The 19,033-nt window shown below is 74.0% G+C and carries 16 protein-coding genes; 13 read left to right on the top strand and 3 right to left on the bottom strand.

Annotated features, from left to right (window positions below; translation table 11 throughout):
- Positions 1–15 precede the first annotated feature (15 nt).
- The 3 genes from ACL02R_RS02695 to ACL02R_RS02685 all read right to left on the bottom strand — a co-directional run bounded on the left by ACL02R_RS02695 (position 16) and on the right by ACL02R_RS02685 (position 2,981).
- The gene (locus ACL02R_RS02695) at positions 16–1,335 is read right to left on the bottom strand and encodes a DUF58 domain-containing protein (RefSeq protein ID WP_412795195.1); all 1,320 of its coding nucleotides are present in this window, start codon (positions 1,333–1,335) and stop codon (positions 16–18) included.
- Positions 1,335–2,330, bottom strand: coding sequence for an AAA family ATPase (locus ACL02R_RS02690; RefSeq protein WP_412795194.1), 996 nt, complete (start codon positions 2,328–2,330; stop codon positions 1,335–1,337). Before ACL02R_RS02690 ends, ACL02R_RS02695 begins: the two co-directional genes overlap by 1 nt.
- A 135-nt stretch (positions 2,331–2,465) precedes the next feature.
- The gene (locus tag ACL02R_RS02685; RefSeq protein WP_412795193.1) at positions 2,466–2,981 is read right to left on the bottom strand and encodes a beta-class carbonic anhydrase; all 516 of its coding nucleotides are present in this window, start codon (positions 2,979–2,981) and stop codon (positions 2,466–2,468) included.
- A gap of 275 nt (positions 2,982–3,256) precedes the next feature.
- Here ACL02R_RS02685 and rsmH point away from each other — a divergent pair, with 275 nt between their 5' ends.
- From rsmH to ACL02R_RS02620, 13 genes are all read left to right on the top strand, one after another.
- Entirely contained in the window at positions 3,257–4,231 is a 975-nt protein-coding gene (gene rsmH / locus ACL02R_RS02680) for a 16S rRNA (cytosine(1402)-N(4))-methyltransferase RsmH (RefSeq protein WP_412795192.1), read from the top strand.
- A gap of 1 nt (position 4,232) precedes the next feature.
- Positions 4,233–4,916: an FtsB family cell division protein gene (locus tag ACL02R_RS02675; protein WP_412795191.1), complete on the top strand. Its 684-nt coding sequence runs from the start codon at positions 4,233–4,235 to the stop codon at positions 4,914–4,916.
- The gene (locus tag ACL02R_RS02670; RefSeq protein WP_412795190.1) at positions 4,913–6,784 is read left to right on the top strand and encodes a peptidoglycan D,D-transpeptidase FtsI family protein; all 1,872 of its coding nucleotides are present in this window, start codon (positions 4,913–4,915) and stop codon (positions 6,782–6,784) included. Before ACL02R_RS02675 ends, ACL02R_RS02670 begins: the two co-directional genes overlap by 4 nt.
- A gap of 74 nt (positions 6,785–6,858) precedes the next feature.
- The gene (locus ACL02R_RS02665; protein ID WP_412795189.1) at positions 6,859–8,580 is read left to right on the top strand and encodes a UDP-N-acetylmuramoyl-L-alanyl-D-glutamate--2,6-diaminopimelate ligase; all 1,722 of its coding nucleotides are present in this window, start codon (positions 6,859–6,861) and stop codon (positions 8,578–8,580) included.
- The gene (locus ACL02R_RS02660) at positions 8,577–10,013 is read left to right on the top strand and encodes a UDP-N-acetylmuramoyl-tripeptide--D-alanyl-D-alanine ligase (protein WP_412795188.1); all 1,437 of its coding nucleotides are present in this window, start codon (positions 8,577–8,579) and stop codon (positions 10,011–10,013) included. The genes ACL02R_RS02665 and ACL02R_RS02660 overlap by 4 nt, the downstream gene beginning before the upstream one ends.
- Complete coding sequence (gene mraY / locus ACL02R_RS02655) at positions 10,010–11,074, top strand: phospho-N-acetylmuramoyl-pentapeptide-transferase (RefSeq protein ID WP_362963253.1); 1,065 nt, start codon at positions 10,010–10,012, stop codon at positions 11,072–11,074. The genes ACL02R_RS02660 and mraY overlap by 4 nt, the downstream gene beginning before the upstream one ends.
- On the top strand, positions 11,071–12,510 hold the full coding sequence (gene murD / locus ACL02R_RS02650; RefSeq protein ID WP_412795187.1) for a UDP-N-acetylmuramoyl-L-alanine--D-glutamate ligase: 1,440 nt from the start codon (positions 11,071–11,073) through the stop codon (positions 12,508–12,510). Before mraY ends, murD begins: the two co-directional genes overlap by 4 nt.
- A 48-nt stretch (positions 12,511–12,558) precedes the next feature.
- Positions 12,559–13,905, top strand: a complete 1,347-nt coding sequence (gene ftsW / locus ACL02R_RS02645) for a putative lipid II flippase FtsW (RefSeq protein ID WP_412795186.1) — start codon at positions 12,559–12,561, stop codon at positions 13,903–13,905.
- Positions 13,906–13,912: 7 nt separating this feature from the next.
- Positions 13,913–15,004 (top strand): undecaprenyldiphospho-muramoylpentapeptide beta-N-acetylglucosaminyltransferase, encoded by a 1,092-nt coding sequence (gene murG / locus ACL02R_RS02640; protein ID WP_412795185.1) that lies wholly within the window; start codon positions 13,913–13,915, stop codon positions 15,002–15,004.
- 109 nt (positions 15,005–15,113) lie between these two features.
- Positions 15,114–15,914: a cell division protein FtsQ/DivIB gene (locus ACL02R_RS02635; RefSeq protein WP_412795184.1), complete on the top strand. Its 801-nt coding sequence runs from the start codon at positions 15,114–15,116 to the stop codon at positions 15,912–15,914.
- Between the two features lie 297 nt (positions 15,915–16,211).
- The gene (gene ftsZ, locus ACL02R_RS02630; protein WP_412795183.1) at positions 16,212–17,447 is read left to right on the top strand and encodes a cell division protein FtsZ; all 1,236 of its coding nucleotides are present in this window, start codon (positions 16,212–16,214) and stop codon (positions 17,445–17,447) included.
- Positions 17,448–17,533: 86 nt separating this feature from the next.
- Entirely contained in the window at positions 17,534–18,268 is a 735-nt protein-coding gene (pgeF, locus tag ACL02R_RS02625) for a peptidoglycan editing factor PgeF (protein ID WP_412795182.1), read from the top strand.
- Between the two features lie 47 nt (positions 18,269–18,315).
- Positions 18,316–19,023: a YggS family pyridoxal phosphate-dependent enzyme gene (locus ACL02R_RS02620; RefSeq protein ID WP_412795425.1), complete on the top strand. Its 708-nt coding sequence runs from the start codon at positions 18,316–18,318 to the stop codon at positions 19,021–19,023.
- Positions 19,024–19,033 lie beyond the last annotated feature (10 nt).

The raw sequence follows: 19,033 nt of genomic DNA, 5'->3' as shown, positions 1-19,033 counted from the left end.
AGCGGTCTCCCCCGGTCATCCGTGCCGTCTCCCCGCCTGCCCCGTCTGCCCCGTCTGCCCCGCCTGTTCGGCCGCCGCCTGCTGCCACACCTGCCCCAGCGGTACGCCCGGCGGGAGCAGCAGCGCCGTCCAGCCGGCCCCCCGCAGGGCCGCGACCTGCGCCGCCTCCGCCTCCGGAGCCCGCTGGCCGCCGATCACGAACACCACGGCCGTCCCCCGGCCGGGCCGCAGCCGTGCGAACGCGGCGCACTGCCCGTCGTCCAGCACACCGGTGAACGCGACCACGAGCCCGCCGCCCGCCGACCGCAGCACCGCCTCGACCGTCTCCGGCGGCCGTTCGTCCTCCGGCTCCGCCCCGGCGAGCACGTCCATCACCAGGCCGATCCGCTCCGCCGGTTCCCGCGCCTCGGTCGCCGGTCCCGGCACGAGCTGCCCCGCGCCGGTCAGCAGCCGCGTCTCGTACCCCTGGGCGGCCAGGTGCCGCACCACCGACGCCGCGCCCGACACGGCCCGTTCGAACGCGGTGTCGGGCCCGGCGCCCAGGTACGCGGTCCGCCGCGTGTCCAGCAGCACGGTGCACTGCGCGCGCCGCGGCTGCTCCTCGCGGCGCACCATCAGCGCGCCGTGGTGCGCCGTCGAGCGCCAGTGGACGCGCCGCAGGTCGTCGCCGTGCCGGTAGTCGCGCGGGATGACGTCGTCCTCGCCGACCGCCACGAGCCCGCGCCGCACCCCGTCGCCCGCGCCGTCCGCGTTCCCGCCGAGCCGGACGTACGGCAGCGGCTCGACGTGCGGCAGCACCGTCATCGTGTCCGACGCGCCGAACGAGCGGCTCAGCTCCGCCATCCCGAACGGGTCCGTGAGCCGCAGCTCCAGCGGCCCCAGCGGGTAGCGCCCGCGCAGCTCCGAGCGCACCCGGTACGTCACCTCGCGCCGCCCGCCCGGCTCGATCCGGTCCAGCACGAAGCGGGGCCGCGGCCCCAGCACGTACGGCACCCGGTCCTGGAGCAGCAGCAGGCCGCTGGGCAGCCGCCCCACGTTCTCGACACGCAGGTGCACCCGCGCCTCGCCGCCGGCGGCGACCCGGTCGGGCGTGAGCCGGCGCGCGGTCACGACGCGGCTGCGCGTGCGGTGCAGCACCAGTACGCACAGCACCGGCAGTGCCGCCAGCAGGACGCCGACGCGCAGCAGGTCGGGCTGCCCCAGCGCGTAGGCGCACAGCGCGGCGGCCAGGCCCGCGGCGACGAACGACCGGCCGCGCGTCGTCAGCCCGCCGAACGCGGCGCGCAGCGTCCCCCGTTCGTCCACGCCCGCATCGGCTGCCACGGGCGCGGCCATCAGTAACCCCGAGCCTGCGGCTGCGCCGCGTAGGAGTCCGGCACGGGTGTGCGGCGCAGGATGTCGTAGACGATGTCCGCGGTGTTCTGCCGGTTCAGCTGCGCCTGCGCGGTGGGCAGCAGACGGTGCGCCAGGACGGGCACGGCGAGTTGCTGCACGTCGTCCGGCAGCACGAAGCCGCGCCCTGCGAGCGCCGCCGCCGCCTTCGCCGCCCGCAGCAGGTGCAGCGTCGCGCGCGGGGAGGCGCCGAGCCGCAGCTCGGGGTGCGCACGGGTGGCCGCGGCGAGGTCGACGGTGTAGCGCCGCACGGCGTCCGAGACGTGCACGCCGCGCACCACGTCGATCAGCCGTGTGACGTCCTGCGCGTGCGCGGCGGGCTTGAGCGCGTCGAGCGGCGACGCGCCGCCGTGCGAAGCCAGCATCCGCAGCTCGGCGTCCTGGGCCGGGTAGCCGACGGACACGCGCGCCATGAAGCGGTCCCGCTGCGCCTCGGGCAGCGGGTAGGTGCCCTCCATCTCCACCGGGTTCTGGGTGGCGATGACCATGAACGGCTCGGGCAGCTCGTATGTGCGCCCGTCGGCCGTGACCTGCCGTTCCTCCATGGCCTCAAGGAGGGCGGACTGCGTCTTGGGCGAGGCGCGGTTGATCTCGTCGCCGATGACGATCTGCGCGAAGACGGCGCCGGGCCTGAACTCGAACTCGCCGCGCGCCTGGTCGTAGATGCTGACGCCGGTGATGTCCGACGGCAGCAGGTCGGGCGTGAACTGGATGCGCTGCATCGAACAGTCGATCGACCGCGCGAGCGCCTTGGCGAGCATCGTCTTGCCGACGCCGGGCACGTCCTCCAGCAGGAGGTGCCCCCCCGCGAGCAGTACCGTCACCGACAGCCGTACGACGTCCGGCTTCCCCTCGATCACGCTCTCCACCGCGCGCCGCACCCGGTCCGCGGTGGCGCTCAGATCGCTGAGCCTGGTCTGCTCCTCATAGGTCGTCAAGCGGCCCTCCTCGGCCCATGAACCGTGCCCCGAGCCCGGCTCGGCGCATGCGTACGGGCCACCCCGGCCGCCCCGTGCCGCCTCGGCACCGGCCGGTCGCCGCCCCCTGCATTCTTCACACAACGGCGACGGACGTCACCGGGCGGCGTCCTCCGCGGGGACGATCTCGCGGAGCAGACCGGTCGTCACGTCGAACACGAAGCCGCGTACGTCATCAGTGTGGAGGAGGAAGGGGGAGGTGCGCACCCTGGCCAGCGACTGGCGGACGTCCTGGTCCAGATCGGTGAAGGAGTCCACCGGCCACGCCGGACGCTGCCCGACCTCCAGCTCCAGCTCCGACCTGAACTCCTCCGTCAGGTCGAGCAGACCGCACTGCGTGTGGTGGATGAGCACGACCGAACGGGTGCCGAGCCGCCGCTGGCTGATCGTCAGCGACCTGATGACGTCGTCCGTGATGACACCGCCCGCGTTGCGGATCGTGTGGCAGTCGCCCAGTTCGAGGCCGAGGGCGGCGTGCAGGTCGAGCCGGGCGTCCATGCACGCCACGATCGCCGTGCGGCGCACGGGCCGCGGGCTGGGCAGGGGAGCGGTGAAGCCGCCGGCGTACGTGCGGTTGGCTTCGACCAGCTCGTCTGTGACCGTATGAGACATATCTGTGAAGGTAGTACGCGAGTCCCCACCTCGTCCCCTCCGGAGAGGTGATGAGGGTCACAGGCCCGTTCCGAAACGCGGCACACGATCAACCTCAGTGATTGACCGCGGAAACAGGTGGGCTAGTGTGACGCGCACCGGGAGGCGTGCGCCCGTCACCAGTCCCATCCTTCCCGACGGTGGCCCGCGGAGCCCGCCGCAGCACGACCGAGGACTCCCGCCAGGCCCGGGGCGCCCCCGCCGTCACCTGTCTCTCCTCCCCGTTCGGAAGGCGCATGACGACCAGCAACGACCGGCCGCCGGAAGCCCGGCACCGCCCCGTCATGCTCCAGCGGTGCCTGGACCTGCTGGCCCCCGCGCTGCGCCGCCCGGACGCGGTCGCCGTCGACTGCACCCTCGGGCTCGGCGGCCACAGCGCCGCCCTCCTCGACGCCTTCCCCGACGTCCGGCTCATCGCCCTGGACCGCGACCCGGAGGCCCTGCGCCTCGCCGGGCAGCGCCTCGCCCCGTACGGCGAACGGGCGACGCTGGTGCACGCCGTGTACGACCAGCTCCCCTCCGCTCTCGCCCGGTCGGGCGTCACCCGGGTGGCGGGTGTCCTCTTCGACCTCGGCGTCTCCTCCATGCAGCTCGACGAGGCGGACCGCGGTTTCGCGTACGCGCAGGACGCGCCGCTGGACATGCGCATGGACCAGACGACGGGCCCGAGCGCCGCCGATGTCCTCAACACCTACCCGCCAGGCGAACTGGTCCGCGTCCTGCGCGCCTACGGCGAGGAGAAGTTCGCCCGCAAGATCGTCGAGGCGATCGTCAGGGAACGGGCGCGCGAGCCGATCACCGGCAGCGCCCGGCTCGTCACCCTCATCCGCGACGCCCTGCCGCAGGCCGCCAAGCGCACCGGCGGCAACCCCGCCAAGCGCACGTTCCAGGCCCTGCGCATCGAGGTCAACGGCGAGCTGTCCGTGCTCGAACGTGCGCTGCCCGCCGCCGTCGGCGCCCTCGCCGTCGGCGGCCGGATCGCCGTCCTGTCCTATCACTCCCTGGAGGACCGGCTCGTGAAACGGACGCTGAGCGAGGGCGCCGCCTCCACCGCGCCCGCTGGACTGCCCGTCGTCCCCGAGCAGTACCAGCCCCGGCTGCGGCTCCTCACGCGCGGCGCGGAACTGCCGTCCGCCGAGGAGCTGGCCGGCAACAGCCGCGCCGCCCCGGCCCGCCTGCGGGCGGCCGAACGGGTCAGGGAGGCGGTCTGACATGGCGCGCCAGCGCCCGGGGGGCCCGGGACAGACCCGGCTGCTGCGGCTCGCCGGGATGGTGCCGCGCGGCTCGTCCTCGGCGGCCCGTACCCCGTTCGTCCTGCTCATCGTGCTGCTCCTCGGCGCGGGCATGCTCGGCCTGCTGCTGCTCAACGCGTCGCTGAACGAGGGCTCGTTCGAGCTGAGCGAGCTGCGCAGGGAGACCAAGGAGCTGACGGACGAGCAGCAGGAGCTACAGGCCGAGGTGGACGGCTATGCGGCGCCCGACGCCCTCGCCGAGCGCGCCCGTGAGATGGGCATGGTGCCCGGCGGGCCGCCCGCCTTCCTGACCGGGGGCGGCGACCTGCTCGGCGAGACCGACCCCACGCCCGCGCCGAGCCCCACCCCGACCGCCACGCCCACGGACGACGCGGCCGCGCCGGACGAGCGGGACGTGCCGCCCGCGGACGCCGGGGCGGGCACGCCGACCGGCGACCCGGCGGCTTCGCCGCCCCCGCCGGGCGAGGACACCGTGACGAACCAGGCCGCGCCCGGCGGCACGGCACCGTCCGCCGACGCGTCCGCCGCGGCCCCCGACAGCCCCGACGCCCCAGCCACCGCCGACCCGACTCCCGACGCACCGACTGCCGCCGACCCGACTGCCGCCGACCCGACTCCCGCCGACGGAGGGCCGACCCCATGACCGCCCCCCGCCCCCCGCGCCCCCGCGGCCCCCGGCGGCCCGACAGCGGCCTGCGCCTGGGCAACCCGAGGCCGCGCCTGCGCCTCGTCGGCCTCGGCCTGACCCTGATCATGGTCGCCTTCTCGGTCCGCCTCTTCCAGGTGCAGGCGGTCGGCGCCTCCTCCTACGCGGGACAGGCCGCCGTCAACCGCTACGTCGAGGAGACCCTGACCGCACGGCGCGGCGACATCACCGACCGGAACGGCACCGCGCTCGCCACCACCGTCGACGCCTACGACATCACCGCCGATCCGCTGCTCTTCTCCGAGGAGGCGACCGGCGTCCCCGACGCGCCCGAGCAGGCCGCCGCGCTCCTCGCTCCCGTCCTCGACCGCGACCAGGGCGAACTGACCGATCTGCTGAGCCAGGACGACACCCGCTACGCCCTGCTCGCCCGCCAGCGGACCCCGCAGGTCTGGAACCAGATCAAGGACCTGCGCGCCAACCTCGCCGAGCAGCAGGACAAGGGCACGGGCACGCAGGTGCTCTCCGGGATCTTCGCGGTCGAGCACGCCAAGCGCGTCTACCCGAACGACCTGCTCGCCGCGCCCGTCCTCGGCTTCGTCAACAGCGAGGGCGTCGGCAGCGGCGGCCTGGAGGCCCAGCTCGACGACGCACTCGCGGGCGAGGACGGCAGCCTCTTCTACGCACGCTCCGGCGGCCGCCGTGTCCCCACCGCCGGGGAGCGCGAGGAGCCGGCCGTCCCCGGCACCGACGTCGAACTGACCATCGACCGCGACATCCAGTGGGCCGCCCAGCAGGCCATCAGCGAGCAGGTCGAGGCCAGCCAGGCGGACGGCGGCTACGTCGTCGTCCAGGACACCGCCACCGGCGAACTCCTCGCCCTGGCCAGCGCCCCCGGCTTCGACCCCAACGACATCGCCGCCGCCGACCCGGCCAACCTCGGCAACGCCGCGCTGGAGGACGCCTTCGAACTCGGCTCCACCAGCAAGGTCATCACCATGGCCGCCGTCCTGGAGGAGCAGGCGGCCACCCCTGACACGCACGTCACGGTCCCCAACCGGCTGCCGCGCGCCGACCGCCAGTTCGGCGACCACGTGGAGCACGAGACCCTGTACCTCACCCTCGCCGGGGTCCTCGCCCACTCCAGCAACATCGGCACCATCCTCGCCGCCGAACAGCTGGGCGACACCCAGCCGGAGGCCAACCGGGTGCTCCACGACTACCTGACCGCGTTCGGCTTCGGCCGCCCCACCGGGCTCGGCTTCCCGGGCGAGACCGCGGGCATCCTCGCCCCGCCCGAGGACTGGAACGCGTCCCAGCAGTACACGATCCCGTTCGGCCAGGGCCTGTCCGTGAACGCCGTCCAGGCCGCCTCGGTGTACTCCACGGTCGCCAACGGCGGCGAACGCGTCGCACCCACCCTCGTCCGCGCCACGACCGACGCCGACGGCCGCCGCGAGCCCGTCCCCTCACCCGAACGGACCCGCGTCGTCAGCGAAGATACGGCGCACCAGCTCACCGAGATGCTGGAGACCGTCGTGGCCAGCCCGGACGGCACCGGACACGCCGCCCAGATCCCCGGCTACCGCGTCGCGGGCAAGACCGGCACGGCCAACCGCGTGGACCCGGAAACAGGCGTCTACCGGGGCTACACGGCGTCCTTCGCCGGGTTCGCCCCCGCCGACGATCCGCGTGTCACCGTCTACTGCGTCGTCCAGAATCCGACTGAGGGCGCCTACACGGGCAGCGAGGTCTGCGGACCGATCTTCAACGAGGTCATGCGCTTCTCGCTGGCCGCGCTCCGGGTGCCCCCGACCGGCGAGACCTTCCCCGGCCTGCCCACCACCTTCGACCCGGACGAATGACCGAGCGGACCACCCGGCGGACACCCGCGCGGAAGCGACCCGACGCAGCGACAGACGAGCGGAGCGACAGGCACGTGAGAACCATCACCGACGGGTCCACCCCCGTCAGCTCGTTTGGCTCCACGCACGCCGCGGCGGGTACGCTCACCGCCGTGCCCCACGCTGATCCACATCCGCCGGCGCTCCGCCCGCGGCACGTGCGGCCCGTGCCCCTCGCGGAGCTGGCCGCTCTCCTGGGCACGGACGCCCCGCAGACCCCGCAGGACGGCCCCCGGGACGGGACGCCCGGCCACGCGGTCACCGGCATCACCCACGACTCGCGCGCCATCCTCCCCGGCGACCTGTACGCCGCGCTGCCCGGCGCCCGCTTCCACGGCGCCGACTTCGCGCACCAGGCCGCCGGCCTCGGCGCCACGGCGATCCTCGCCGACCCGAGCGGTGCCGAACGGGCCGCCGCCACCGGCCTGCCCGTCCTGGTCGTCGCCGAGCCCCGCGCCCACCTCGGCGCGCTCGCCGCCGAGATCTACGGCCACCCCGGGCGCGGCCTCCTCCAGATCGGCGTCACGGGCACCTCGGGCAAGACCACCACCAGCTACCTCGTCGAGGGCGCGCTCCAGCGCGCCGCCGCCGAGGCCGCCCGCGCCGACGGTACGCCCGCCCCCGCCCCCACCGGCCTCATCGGCACCGTCGAGACCCGCATCGGCGACGAGCGCGTCAAGTCCACCCGCACCACCCCGGAGGCGACCGACCTCCAGGCGCTCTTCGCCGTCATGCGCGAACGGGGCGCCCGCGCCGTCGCCATGGAGGTCTCCAGCCACGCGCTGGTCATGGGCCGGGTGGACGGCTGCGTCTTCGACGTCGGGGTCTTCCTCAACCTCTCGCCGGAACACCTGGACTACCACCGGGACATGGAGGACTACTTCCAGGCGAAGGCCCAGCTGTTCACCCGCGCGCGCTCCCGCCGCGGCGTGGTCAACCTCGACGACGCGTACGGCCGCCGCCTCGCCGCCGAGGCCGAGGTGCCCGTCACGACCTTCTCCGCCGAGGGCCACCCCGACGCGGACTGGCGCGCCGAGGACACCGCCGTCGGCCCGCTCGGCTCCACCTTCACCGCCGTCGCCCCCGACGGCACCCGCATCGAGGCCGCCGCCCCGCTGCCCGGCGCGTTCAACGTCGCCAACAGCCTGGCCGCCATCGCCGCCTGCGCCGCCGCCGGGATCGACCCCGCGCTCGCCGCCGAGGGCATCGCCGCCGTCCCCGGCGTCCCCGGCCGCCTCGAACGCGTGGACGCCGGCCAGCCGTACCTCGCCGTGGTGGACTACGCGCACAAGACCGACGCCGTCGAGTCCGTCCTCCACGCCCTGCGCAAGGTCACGGAGGGCGGCATCCACGCCGTCCTCGGCTGCGGCGGCGACCGCGACCGCGGCAAACGCCCCGGCATGGGCGCGGCACTCGCCCGCCTCGCCGACACCGCTGTGCTGACCTCGGACAACCCCCGCTCCGAGGACCCCCTCGCGATCCTGGCCGCCATGCTGGCCGGCGCCGCCGAGGTCCCCGCCCACGAACGGGGCACCGTCCTCGTCGAGGAGGACCGCGCCGCCGCCATCGCCGCCGCCGTCGCCCGCGCGCGACCCGGCGACACGGTCCTGATCGCCGGCAAGGGACACGAGAGCGGTCAGGACATCGCCGGAGTCATCCGGCCCTTCGACGACAGAGTGGAGCTGCGCGCCGCCATCGAACGCGCCAGCTCGCATGCACCCCAGGAACCCGACGCCAGGCGAGGCCCGCTGAAGTGATCCCCCTTCCCGTAGCTGAGCTCATCAACGTCGTGCGGGGAGAGCCGCACGACATACCGGAGCCGCCACCCCGCATCACCGGGCCCGTGGTCATCGACTCCCGGCTCGTCGAGCCAGGGTCCCTCTTCGTCGCCCTCCCGGGCGAACGCGTGGACGGCCACGACTTCGCCGAGCGGGCCGTCGCCGCGGGCGCGGCCGTCGTCCTGGCCGCGCGCCCGGTCGGCGTCCCCGCGGTCGTCGTGGACGACGTCGTCGGCGCGCTCAGCGCGCTGGCGCGGCACGTCGTCGCGAAGCTCGCGCCCACCGTCGTCGCCCTCACCGGCTCCGCGGGCAAGACGAGCACCAAGGACCTGATCGCCCAGCTGCTGCGCACCTCGGGCCCCACGGTCTGGACGCCCGGCTCCTTCAACAACGAGATCGGCATGCCCCTCACCGCCCTGAGCACCGAGGAGTCCACCCGCTATCTCGTCCTGGAGATGGGCGCGCGCGGCATCGGCCACATCCGCGACCTCACGCGGCTCACCCCGCCGCGTATCGGCGCGGTGCTCAACGTCGGGTCCGCGCACATCGGCGAGTTCGGCGACAAGGAGACCATCGCGCGCGCCAAGGGCGAGCTGGTCGAGGCGCTGCCCCCGGCCGCCGAGGGCGGCGTCGCCGTGCTCAACGCGGACGACCCGCTCGTCCGCGCCATGGCGGACCGCACGCGGGCGCGCGTCGTCCTGTTCGGCGAGTCGGCGGACGCGGCGGTCCGCGCCGAGGACACGCGGCTGACCCCCGCGGGCACCCCGGCGTTCCGCCTGCGGACCCCCACCGGGTACGCCGACGTGACGATGCGGCTGTACGGTGAGCACCACGTGTCGAACGCGCTTGCCGCTGCGGCTGTTGCGCATGAGGTAGGCATGTCCGCGGAGGCGATCGCCGAAACACTGTCCGCCGCAAGCCCGCTGTCCCGGTGGCGCATGGAGGTCACCGAGCGGGCGGACGGCGTGACGGTCGTCAACGACGCCTACAACGCCAACCCCGAGTCGATGCGGGCCGCGCTGCGCACGCTCGCCGCGATGGGCGGGGCCGTGAAGGACAGGGGGGGCCGGACCTGGGCGGTGCTCGGCCCGATGGCCGAGCTGGGCGACGACGCGTTCGCCGAGCACGACGCGGTCGGGCGGCTCGCCGTCCGGCTCAACGTCAGCAAGCTCGTGTCCGTGGGCGGCCGTGAGGCCGCCTGGCTGGACATGGGCGCCAAGAACGAGGGTTCGTGGGGTGAGGAGTCGGTGCACGTGTCCGACGCTCGGGCAGCGGTCGAGCTGCTGCGCGCTGAGCTGAGGCCGGGGGACGTCGTCCTGGTGAAGGCGTCGCGGTCCGCGGCGCTGGAACAGGTGGCGCTCGGACTGCTGGACGACACCGGGACGACCGATGGCGAGGTCGCCGCCCGATGAGGCAGATCCTCTTCTCCGGTGCCATCGGACTCTTCCTGACCCTGGTCGGCACCCCGCTCCTGATCAAGCTGCTCGCCCGCAAGGGGTACGGCCAGTACATCCGCGACGACGGCCCGCGCGACCACCACAGCAAGCGCGGTACCCCGACGATGGGCGGCATCGCCTTCATCCTCGCCACGCTCATCGCGTACGCCGTCACCAAGGTCGCCACCGGCGAACCGCCGTCGATCTCCGGCCTGCTCGTCCTCTTCCTGATGGCGGGCATGGGCCTCGTCGGCTTCCTCGACGACTACATCAAGATCGTCCGCCGCCGCAGCCTCGGCCTGCGGGCCGGGGCGAAGATGCTGGGCCAGTTCACCGTCGGCGTCGCCTTCGCGATCCTCTCGCTGAACTTCGCGGACTCCCGCGGCCTCACCCCCGCCTCGACCCACCTGTCGTTCACCCAGGACTTCTCCTGGTCGATCGGCCCGGTGCTGTTCGTCGTCTGGGCGCTGTTCATGATCCTGGCGATGTCGAACGGCGTGAACCTGACGGACGGTCTGGACGGCCTCGCCACCGGCGCGTCCGTCATGGTCTTCGGCGCCTACGTCTTCATCGGCGTCTGGCAGTACGGCCAGACCTGCTCCGAGTTCCTCACCGCGGGCGCGGCCTGCTACGAGGTACGGGACCCGCTCGACGCGGCCGTCGTCGCCGCCGCGCTGATGGGTGCGCTCTTCGGCTTCCTGTGGTGGAACACCTCACCGGCCAAGATCTTCATGGGCGACACCGGCTCCCTGGCCCTCGGCGGCGCGATCGCGGGCCTCGCCATCGTCTCCCGCACGCAGCTGCTGATGGCCGTCCTCGGCGGCCTGTTCGTCCTCATCACGATGTCGGTGGTCATCCAGGTCGGCTCCTTCCGCATGACCCGCCGCCGCGTCTTCAAGATGGCGCCGCTCCAGCACCACTTCGAGCTGAAGGGCTGGAGCGAGGTCCTGGTCGTGGTCCGCTTCTGGATCATCCAGGGCATGTGCGTCATCGTCGGTATCGGCATCTTCTACGGCACCTGGGTGGCGGACTGGTGAGCGAGTTCTCCGGACAGCGGATCACCGTGGCCGGCCTCGGCGTGAGCGGCGTGAGCGCCGCCCGCGCCCTGGCCGGGCTCGGCGCCCTCGTCACCGTCGTGGACGGCGGCGACGGGCCGCGGCAGCGCGCCCGCGCGGCCGAACTCGCCGCCGAGGGCATCGAGACGCGGCCCGGGGACGGCGACACCCTGCCCAAGGCGACCGACCTGGTGGTCACCTCGCCCGGCTGGCGGCCGGACAGCCCGCTGTTCGCCGCCGCCGCGGCGGCGGGTGTGGAGGTCGTCGGCGACGTGGAGATCGCCTGGCGGCTGCGCGGCCCCGGCGCCGCGCCCTGGCTGGCCGTCACCGGCACCAACGGCAAGACCACCACCGTGCGCATGCTCGCCGCCATCCTCGGCGCGGCGGGCCTGCGCACGGCCGCCGTCGGCAACATCGGCACGCCCATCGTGGACGTCGTGCGCGCCGACCCGCCGTACGACGTGCTGGCCGTCGAGCTGTCCAGCTACCAGCTGCACTGGGCGCCCTCCGTCCGCGCCCACTCGGCCGCGGTCCTCAACCTGGCGCCCGACCACATCGACTGGCACGGTTCCATGGCGGCGTACGCGGCCGACAAGGGCAGGATCTACGAGGGCAACGCCGTCGCCTGCGTCTACAACGCCGCCGACCCCGCCACCGAGGCCCTGGTCCGCGCCGCCGACGTCACCGAGGGCTGCCGCGCCGTCGGCTTCACGCCCGGCACGCCGGACATCTCCCAACTGGGCGTCGTGGACGGCATCCTGGTGGACCGCGCGTTCCTCGACGACCGCCGCGAGCGCGCGCAGGAACTGGCGACCACCGACGACATCGACGCCGCCTCCTCCCAGCCGGCCGCGCCCCACAACATCGCCAACGCCCTGGCCGCCGCCGCCCTGGCGCGCGCCTACGGCGTCCCGCCCCGGGCCGTACGCGACGGCCTGCGCGCCTTCCGCCCCGACCCGCACCGCATCGAACACGTCGCGGACATCGACGGCGTGGCCTGGGTGGACGACTCCAAGGCCACCAACACCCACGCCGCCGAGGCGTCCCTCGCGGCCTACCCCTCGGTCGTGTGGATCGCGGGCGGCCTCGCCAAGGGCGCCGCCTTCGACGACCTGGCCGCGGGCGCCGCGGGGCGCCTGCGCGGCGTCGTCCTGATCGGCGCCGACCGGCGCCTCATCGGGGACGCGCTCGCGCGACACGCCCCGGATGTGCCGGTCGTGGACCTCGACCGGACCGACACTGGGGCGATGGCGGCGGCGGTCCACGAGGCGGCACGGCTCGCCCGGCCGGGGGACACCGTCCTGATGGCCCCGGCCTGTGCCTCGATGGACATGTTCGCCCACTACAACGAGCGCGGCGACGCCTTCGCCGCGGCCGTCAGAACCCTGGCCGCCGGCCGGGGCGGGCACGAGGAGTAGCCCCCGGTGGCCGCGGACCGCCGGGGACGGGGCCGAGGAGGGGTCGAGATGACGCGAGCGCCACGACCGGCGGCGACCGATCCGGTACGGCGCGGACGCGCCGCCACACGCCCCCTCCCGCCCCCGCGCCCCGCGGCGCGCGCCTTCAGGCGCCCGGGGCCGCCCCGCAGCCCCAAGGCCCTCGACCGGCTGCGCCGCGCCTGGGACCGCCCCCTCACCGCGTACTACGTGGTGCTGGGCACGGGCCTGCTCATCACGTTCCTCGGCCTCGTGATGGTCTTCTCCGCCTCACAGATCCAGGCGCTGCGCTACGACCTGCCCGCCACCCACTACTTCCGCAAGCAACTGCTCGCCGCCGTGCTCGGCACGGTCCTGCTGCTCGTCGCCTCCCGCGTCCCCGTCCGCCTGCTGCGCGCCCTCACCTACCCCTTCCTCGCCTGCACGGTCGTGCTGCTGGTGCTCGTCCAGGTGCCGGGCATCGGCGTGCGGATCAACGGCAGCACCAACTGGATCGCCATCGGCGGCTCGTTCCAGATCCAGCCCAGTGAATTCGCCAAGCTGGCCCTGCTGCTGTGGGGCGGCGACCTGCTCGCCAGGAAGGGCGACAAGAACCTCCTCACGCAGTGGCGGCACCTGCTGGTCCCGCTCATTCCGGGCGCGCTGCTGGTCTGCGGCCTGGTGATGATCGGCGGCGACATGGGCACGGTGATGATCATCGTCGCCGTCGTCTTCGCCCTGCTGTGGCTCGCGGGCGCGCCCACCCGCCTGTTCGTCGGCGTCATCGGCACGGTCGCCGTCCTCGGCGCCCTCTTCATCGTCACGAGCGCGCACCGCATGGAACGGCTCGCCTGCCTCGGCGCCACCGATCCGGGGCCGGACGACAACTGCTGGCAGGCCGTGCACGGCATCTACGCGCTGGCGTCCGGCGGCTGGTTCGGCTCGGGCCTCGGCGCGAGTGTGGAGAAATGGGGTGAACTGCCCGAGCCGCACACCGACTTCATCTTCGCCATCACCGGCGAGGAACTGGGCCTGATGGGGACGCTGTCGGTGCTCGGCCTCTTCGCGGCTCTAGGCTATGCGGGTATCCGCGTGGCAGGGCGCACGGACGACCCGTTCGTCAGGTATGCCGCGGGAGGGGTCACGGCGTGGCTCATGACCCAGACCGTGATCAACATCGGCGCGGTGCTGGGCCTGCTGCCCATCGCCGGTGTGCCGCTCCCGCTGTTCTCCTACGGCGGCTCGGCCCTGCTGCCCACCATGTTCGCCATCGGACTGCTGATCGCCTTCGCGCGCAGCGATCCGGCGGCCAGGGCGGCGATGGCCGCGCGGGGACCCCGGCTCAGAAGGAAGACGATGGGACGGCTCCGCAAGCGGGCGCCGTCCGGAGAGCGGTGAAATACCGGTGCATGTTGTTCTCGCCGGCGGGGGGACCGCCGGCCACATCGAGCCAGCGCTCGCCCTCGCGGACGCCCTGCGCAGGTACGACCCGACCGTGGGCATCACCGCCCTCGGCACGGAGCGCGGCCTGGAGACCCGGCTGGTGCCGGAGCGCGGCTACGAGCTCGGCCTCATCCCGGCGGTCCCGCTGCCCCGCAAGCCGACGCCGGAGCTGTTCACCGTGCCCGGCAGGCTGCGCGGCACGGTGAAGGCGGCCGAGGAGATCCTCGAACGCACCAAGGCCGACTGCGTGATCGGCTTCGGCGGATACGTCGCCCTGCCCGGCTACTTCGCCGCGCGCCGCCAGCGCGTCCCGATCGTGGTGCACGAGGCGAACGCCCGCCCCGGGCTCGCCAACAAGATCGGCGCCCGCTACACCCGTTTCGTCGCGGTCTCGACGCCGGACAGCAAGCTGCGGAACGCCCGTTACATCGGCATCCCGCTGCGCCGTTCCATCGCGACCCTCGACCGCGCCGCGATGCGCGACCAGGCGCGCGCCTACTTCGGCCTCGACCACAACCTGCCGACGCTGCTGGTCTCCGGCGGCTCCCAGGGCGCGCGGCGGCTGAACGAGGTGATCGCGAGCGCCGTCCCCGTCCTCCAGCGCTCCGGCGTGCAGGTCCTCCACGCGGTCGGCCCGAAGAACGAACTGCCGCAGGTGGACACGATGCCCGGGATGCCCCCTTACATCCCGCTATCTTATGTGGACCGCATGGACCTCGCGTACGCGGCGGCCGACATGATGCTCTGCCGCGCGGGCGCGATGACCGTCGCCGAACTGTCCGCCGTCGGGCTGCCGGCCGCCTATGTCCCGCTGCCGATCGGCAACGGCGAGCAGCGGCTCAACGCGCAGCCGGTCGTCCGGGCGGGCGGCGGCGTCCTCGTGGACGACGCGGAGCTGACGCCGGAGTGGGTGCGGGGCAACGTGCTCCCCGTCCTCACCGACCCGGCCAGACTGCACGCGATGTCCAGGGCCGCCACGGAGTTCGGCCGCCGGGACGCCGACGACCTGCTCGTCGGGATGGTCCACGAGGCGATCGCCGCGCGCCGGGCCTGACCCCCGGCACACGGCACCCCACGGCACGGCACCGCACGACACGACACGACACCGCACGGCACGGGCAGCAGGGCACAGGGCACAGCGCGCGAACGGGAGCTGAGGGAGCGTGGCCGGAACGACAACCGCCCAGCGGGGCGGGCAGAGCCGCACCGGCCCGCCCCCGGCCCCCGGCCGTCTGGCGCGCCTCCTGCGCCCCCGGGGCCGCCGCCTCCTCGTCCTGGTCCTCGTCCTCACCGCCGCGCTCGGCGGCTTCAGCACCTGGGCGCTGTACGGCTCCGGCTGGCTGCGCGTCGAGGATGTCGCCGTCGAGCGGGACGGGGGGCCCCGCGAGCTGACGGAGGCCCAGCTCCTCGAAGCCGCCGCCGTCCCGGTCGGCTCCCCGCTGGCCTCGCTCGACACCGGCGCGGTCCGCGACCGGCTGCTCGCCGCGCTGCCCCGCCTGAAGTCGGCCGACGTCGAACGCTCCTGGCCGCACGGCGTCGCGCTGCGCGTCACCGAGCGCGAGGCGGCGCTCCTCCAGGCCACCGGCGACGGCTTCAGCGAGGTGGACGAGGACGGCGTCGCGTTCGCCGAGGTCCCGGAGGCGCTCCCCGGCGTGCCGGTGCTCGAACTCGACCTGTCCGACAGCCCGTCGGCCCGCCGCTTCGGCGAGGAGCGGGTGCGCGGCGCGGCCGTCTCGGTCGTCCGCGCCCTGCCGGACGCGGTGCGCGGCGAGCTGCGCCGGGTCCGCGCGACGTCGTACGACGCCATCACCCTCGAACTGTCCGGCGACCGGACCGTGCGGTGGGGCAGTGCCGAGCGGGCGGGCGAGAAGGCGGACGCCCTGACGGCGGTGCTGGAAGCGGCGCCCGGCGCGGCCCACTTCGACGTGAGCGCCCCCAGCGTGCCCGCGGTGTCAGGGCCTTGACCGGCTCGACCGGGTTGACGCCCCGTCACGTCGCCGCAGGTCGGGCCCCTGGTTGGTGCGCCCGCGCGTGATCACATAGGGTGAAAAGAAAAGCAGGAGGTCCGGCGTGTTCGTTGAACGCCCACCAGTTATCGACTTAGTGTCCGTTCCGAGGAATACAAGGAACGACAAGCACAGGTAACCCTAAACTGAAGCGTTAGGGTTCGGGGTGGCCCTTCCTCCGCCCCATCGGCATCCGTCGGCGCACTGCGGCTCACGCGGGCGGCGACACGTAACTCGAGGCGAGAGGCCTTCGACGTGGCAGCACCGCAGAACTACCTCGCAGTCATCAAGGTCGTCGGTATCGGCGGCGGTGGTGTCAACGCCATCAACCGGATGATCGAGGTCGGTCTCAAGGGCGTCGAGTTCATCGCGATCAACACCGATGCGCAGGCGCTGCTGATGAGCGACGCCGACGTCAAGCTCGATGTCGGGCGCGAACTCACCCGGGGACTCGGCGCGGGTGCCAACCCGGACGTCGGCCGCAAGGCCGCCGAGGACCACCGCGAGGAGATCGAGGAGGTCCTCAAGGGGGCCGACATGGTCTTCGTCACCGCGGGCGAGGGTGGCGGCACCGGCACCGGCGGCGCCCCCGTCGTGGCCAACATCGCCCGCTCCCTCGGGGCCCTCACCATCGGCGTGGTCACCCGCCCGTTCACCTTCGAGGGCCGCCGCCGCGCGAACCAGGCCGAGGACGGCATCGCCAGCCTGCGCGACGAGGTCGACACCCTCATCGTGATCCCGAACGACCGGCTGCTGTCGATCTCCGACCGTCAGGTGAGCGTGCTCGACGCGTTCAAGTCCGCGGACCAGGTGCTGCTCTCCGGTGTCCAGGGCATCACCGATCTGATCACCACACCGGGCCTGATCAACCTCGACTTCGCCGACGTCAAGTCCGTCATGTCCGAGGCCGGTTCCGCCCTGATGGGCATCGGCTCCGCCCGGGGCGACGACCGCGCGGTCGCCGCCGCCGAGATGGCGATCTCCTCGCCGCTGCTCGAAGCCTCCATCGACGGTGCCAGGGGGGTCCTGCTGTCCATCTCGGGCGGCTCCGACCTCGGCCTCTTCGAGATCAACGAGGCGGCCCAGCTCGTCAGCGAGGCCGCGCACCCCGAGGCGAACATCATCTTCGGCGCCGTCATCGACGACGCGCTCGGCGACGAGGTCAGGGTGACCGTGATCGCCGCCGGGTTCGACGGCGGACAGCCCCCGTCCCGCAGCCGCGAGAAGACGCTCGGCGGCTACGGCGGCGGCAAGGACGACGCCCACACCTCCCTCGCCCAGGAGCGGCCCGCGCCCGAGCCCGAGCCGGAACGCCCCGCGTTCGGCGGCCTCGGCTCGCTGCCCGGCCGCTCGGCGGGACCGCTCGGCGACCGCGACGGCGTGTCCGACGCCCCCGAGCCGGTGCGCGACCCGATGAGCCCGCAGGTCCCGCCGGCCCGGCCGTACGACGGCCAGGTCGAGGAGCTGGACGTACCCGACTTCCTGAAGTGACCCGTCCGGCGGACCCGTCCGCCGGACGCGCACCCGCCGCACACCGAACAGCTGTACCGAGAGACGTTCTGGGTTGACGTACTGACGTGATAGGGAACCGCGAGTCGTCCGGCGGCGCCCACTTCGCCTTCACCGACAGGTGGGGCGGGGTGAGCGCCGCTCCGTACGCCATGCTCAATCTCGGCGGCGCCGTGGGGGACGAGCCCGCCGCCGTCCATGCCAACCGGCGCCTCGCCGCCGGGGCACTGGGGCTCGACCCCGCCGCCGTCCGCTGGATGCACCAGGTCCACGGGAACGACGTCGCCCTCGCCGACGACCTGTCACCCGGTGGTGAACCGCCGCCCGCCGACGCGATGGTCACCGCCCGGGGTGGAACCGCCCTCGCCGTGCTGACGGCGGACTGCACCCCCGTCCTGCTGGCCGACCCCGTCTCCGGGGTGGCCGCCGCGGCGCACGCCGGGCGCCCGGGACTGCTCGCCGGAGTGGTGCCCGCCGCCGTCGCGGCGATGCGCGCGCTCGGCGCGGACCCCGGCCGGATCGTCGCCAGGACCGGCCCGACCGTCTGCGGGCGGTGCTACGAGGTGCCCGCCGCCATGCGCGACGAGGCCGAGCGGACCGTCCCCGGCTGCGGCGCCGTCAGCGCGACCGGCACACCCGCCATCGACATCCCCGCCGGAGTGCGCGCCCAGCTCGCGGCGAGCGGCGTCCGCGACATCGCGCTCTCCCCGGTCTGCACCCGCGAGTCGGCCGACCACTTCTCCTACCGCCGCGACCGGACCACCGGCCGGCAGGCCGGGTACGTCTGGCTGGACGCCGCGTGACCGGCCCTCAGCGGCCCCCGGGCGCCGCGTCCGGCGAGGCCAGGCGGATCGAACTGACGACCGGTCTCGCCCGGGTCGAGGAGCGCATCGACCGGGCATGCGCCGCCGCCGGCCGCGCCCGGGACGAGGTGACCCTCGTCGTCGTGAGCAAGACGTACCCTGCCGAGGACGTGCGCATCCTCGCGGAACTGGGCGTACGTCAGTTCGCCGAGAACCGCGACCAGGAGGCGGCGCCGAAGGCGGAGGCGTGCGCCGATCTGCCGCTGACCTGGCACTTCGTGGGGCAGTTGCAGACGAACAAGGTGCGCTCCGTCCTCGGCTACGCCGACTACGTGCACTCGGTGGACCGGGTCCGCCTCGTGTCCGCGCTGTCCGCCGAGGCCGTCCGGCGGGAGCGTGCGCCGCTGGAGTGCCTGATCCAGGTCGCCCTGGAGAAGGAGTCAGGACTCGGCGGCGGCCGGGGCGGCGTCGCGCCGGACGGCGTGGGCGAGTTGGCGGAGGCGCTGCTCGCCGCTCCCGGGGTGCGCCCGGCCGGGGTGATGACGGTCGCGCCGCTCGAAGGGGCGTACGCCGGTTCGCCGGGGGCCGCGTTCGAACGACTGGCGGAAATCTCAAGGGACCTGCGCACGCTCGATCCTGCTGCCACCATGGTTTCCGCGGGCATGAGCGCGGATGTCGAGGAGGCGATCGCCGCCGGAGCGACACACGTGCGTGTAGGAAGCGCGGTACTCGGTGTCCGCCCCGCCCTCGGGTAACGTCGCCAGG

Source organism: Streptomyces sp. MS19, assembly GCF_047200595.1.
GTDB lineage: Bacteria > Actinomycetota > Actinomycetes > Streptomycetales > Streptomycetaceae > Streptomyces.
This window is presented reverse-complemented; position numbering and strand designations above follow the sequence as displayed.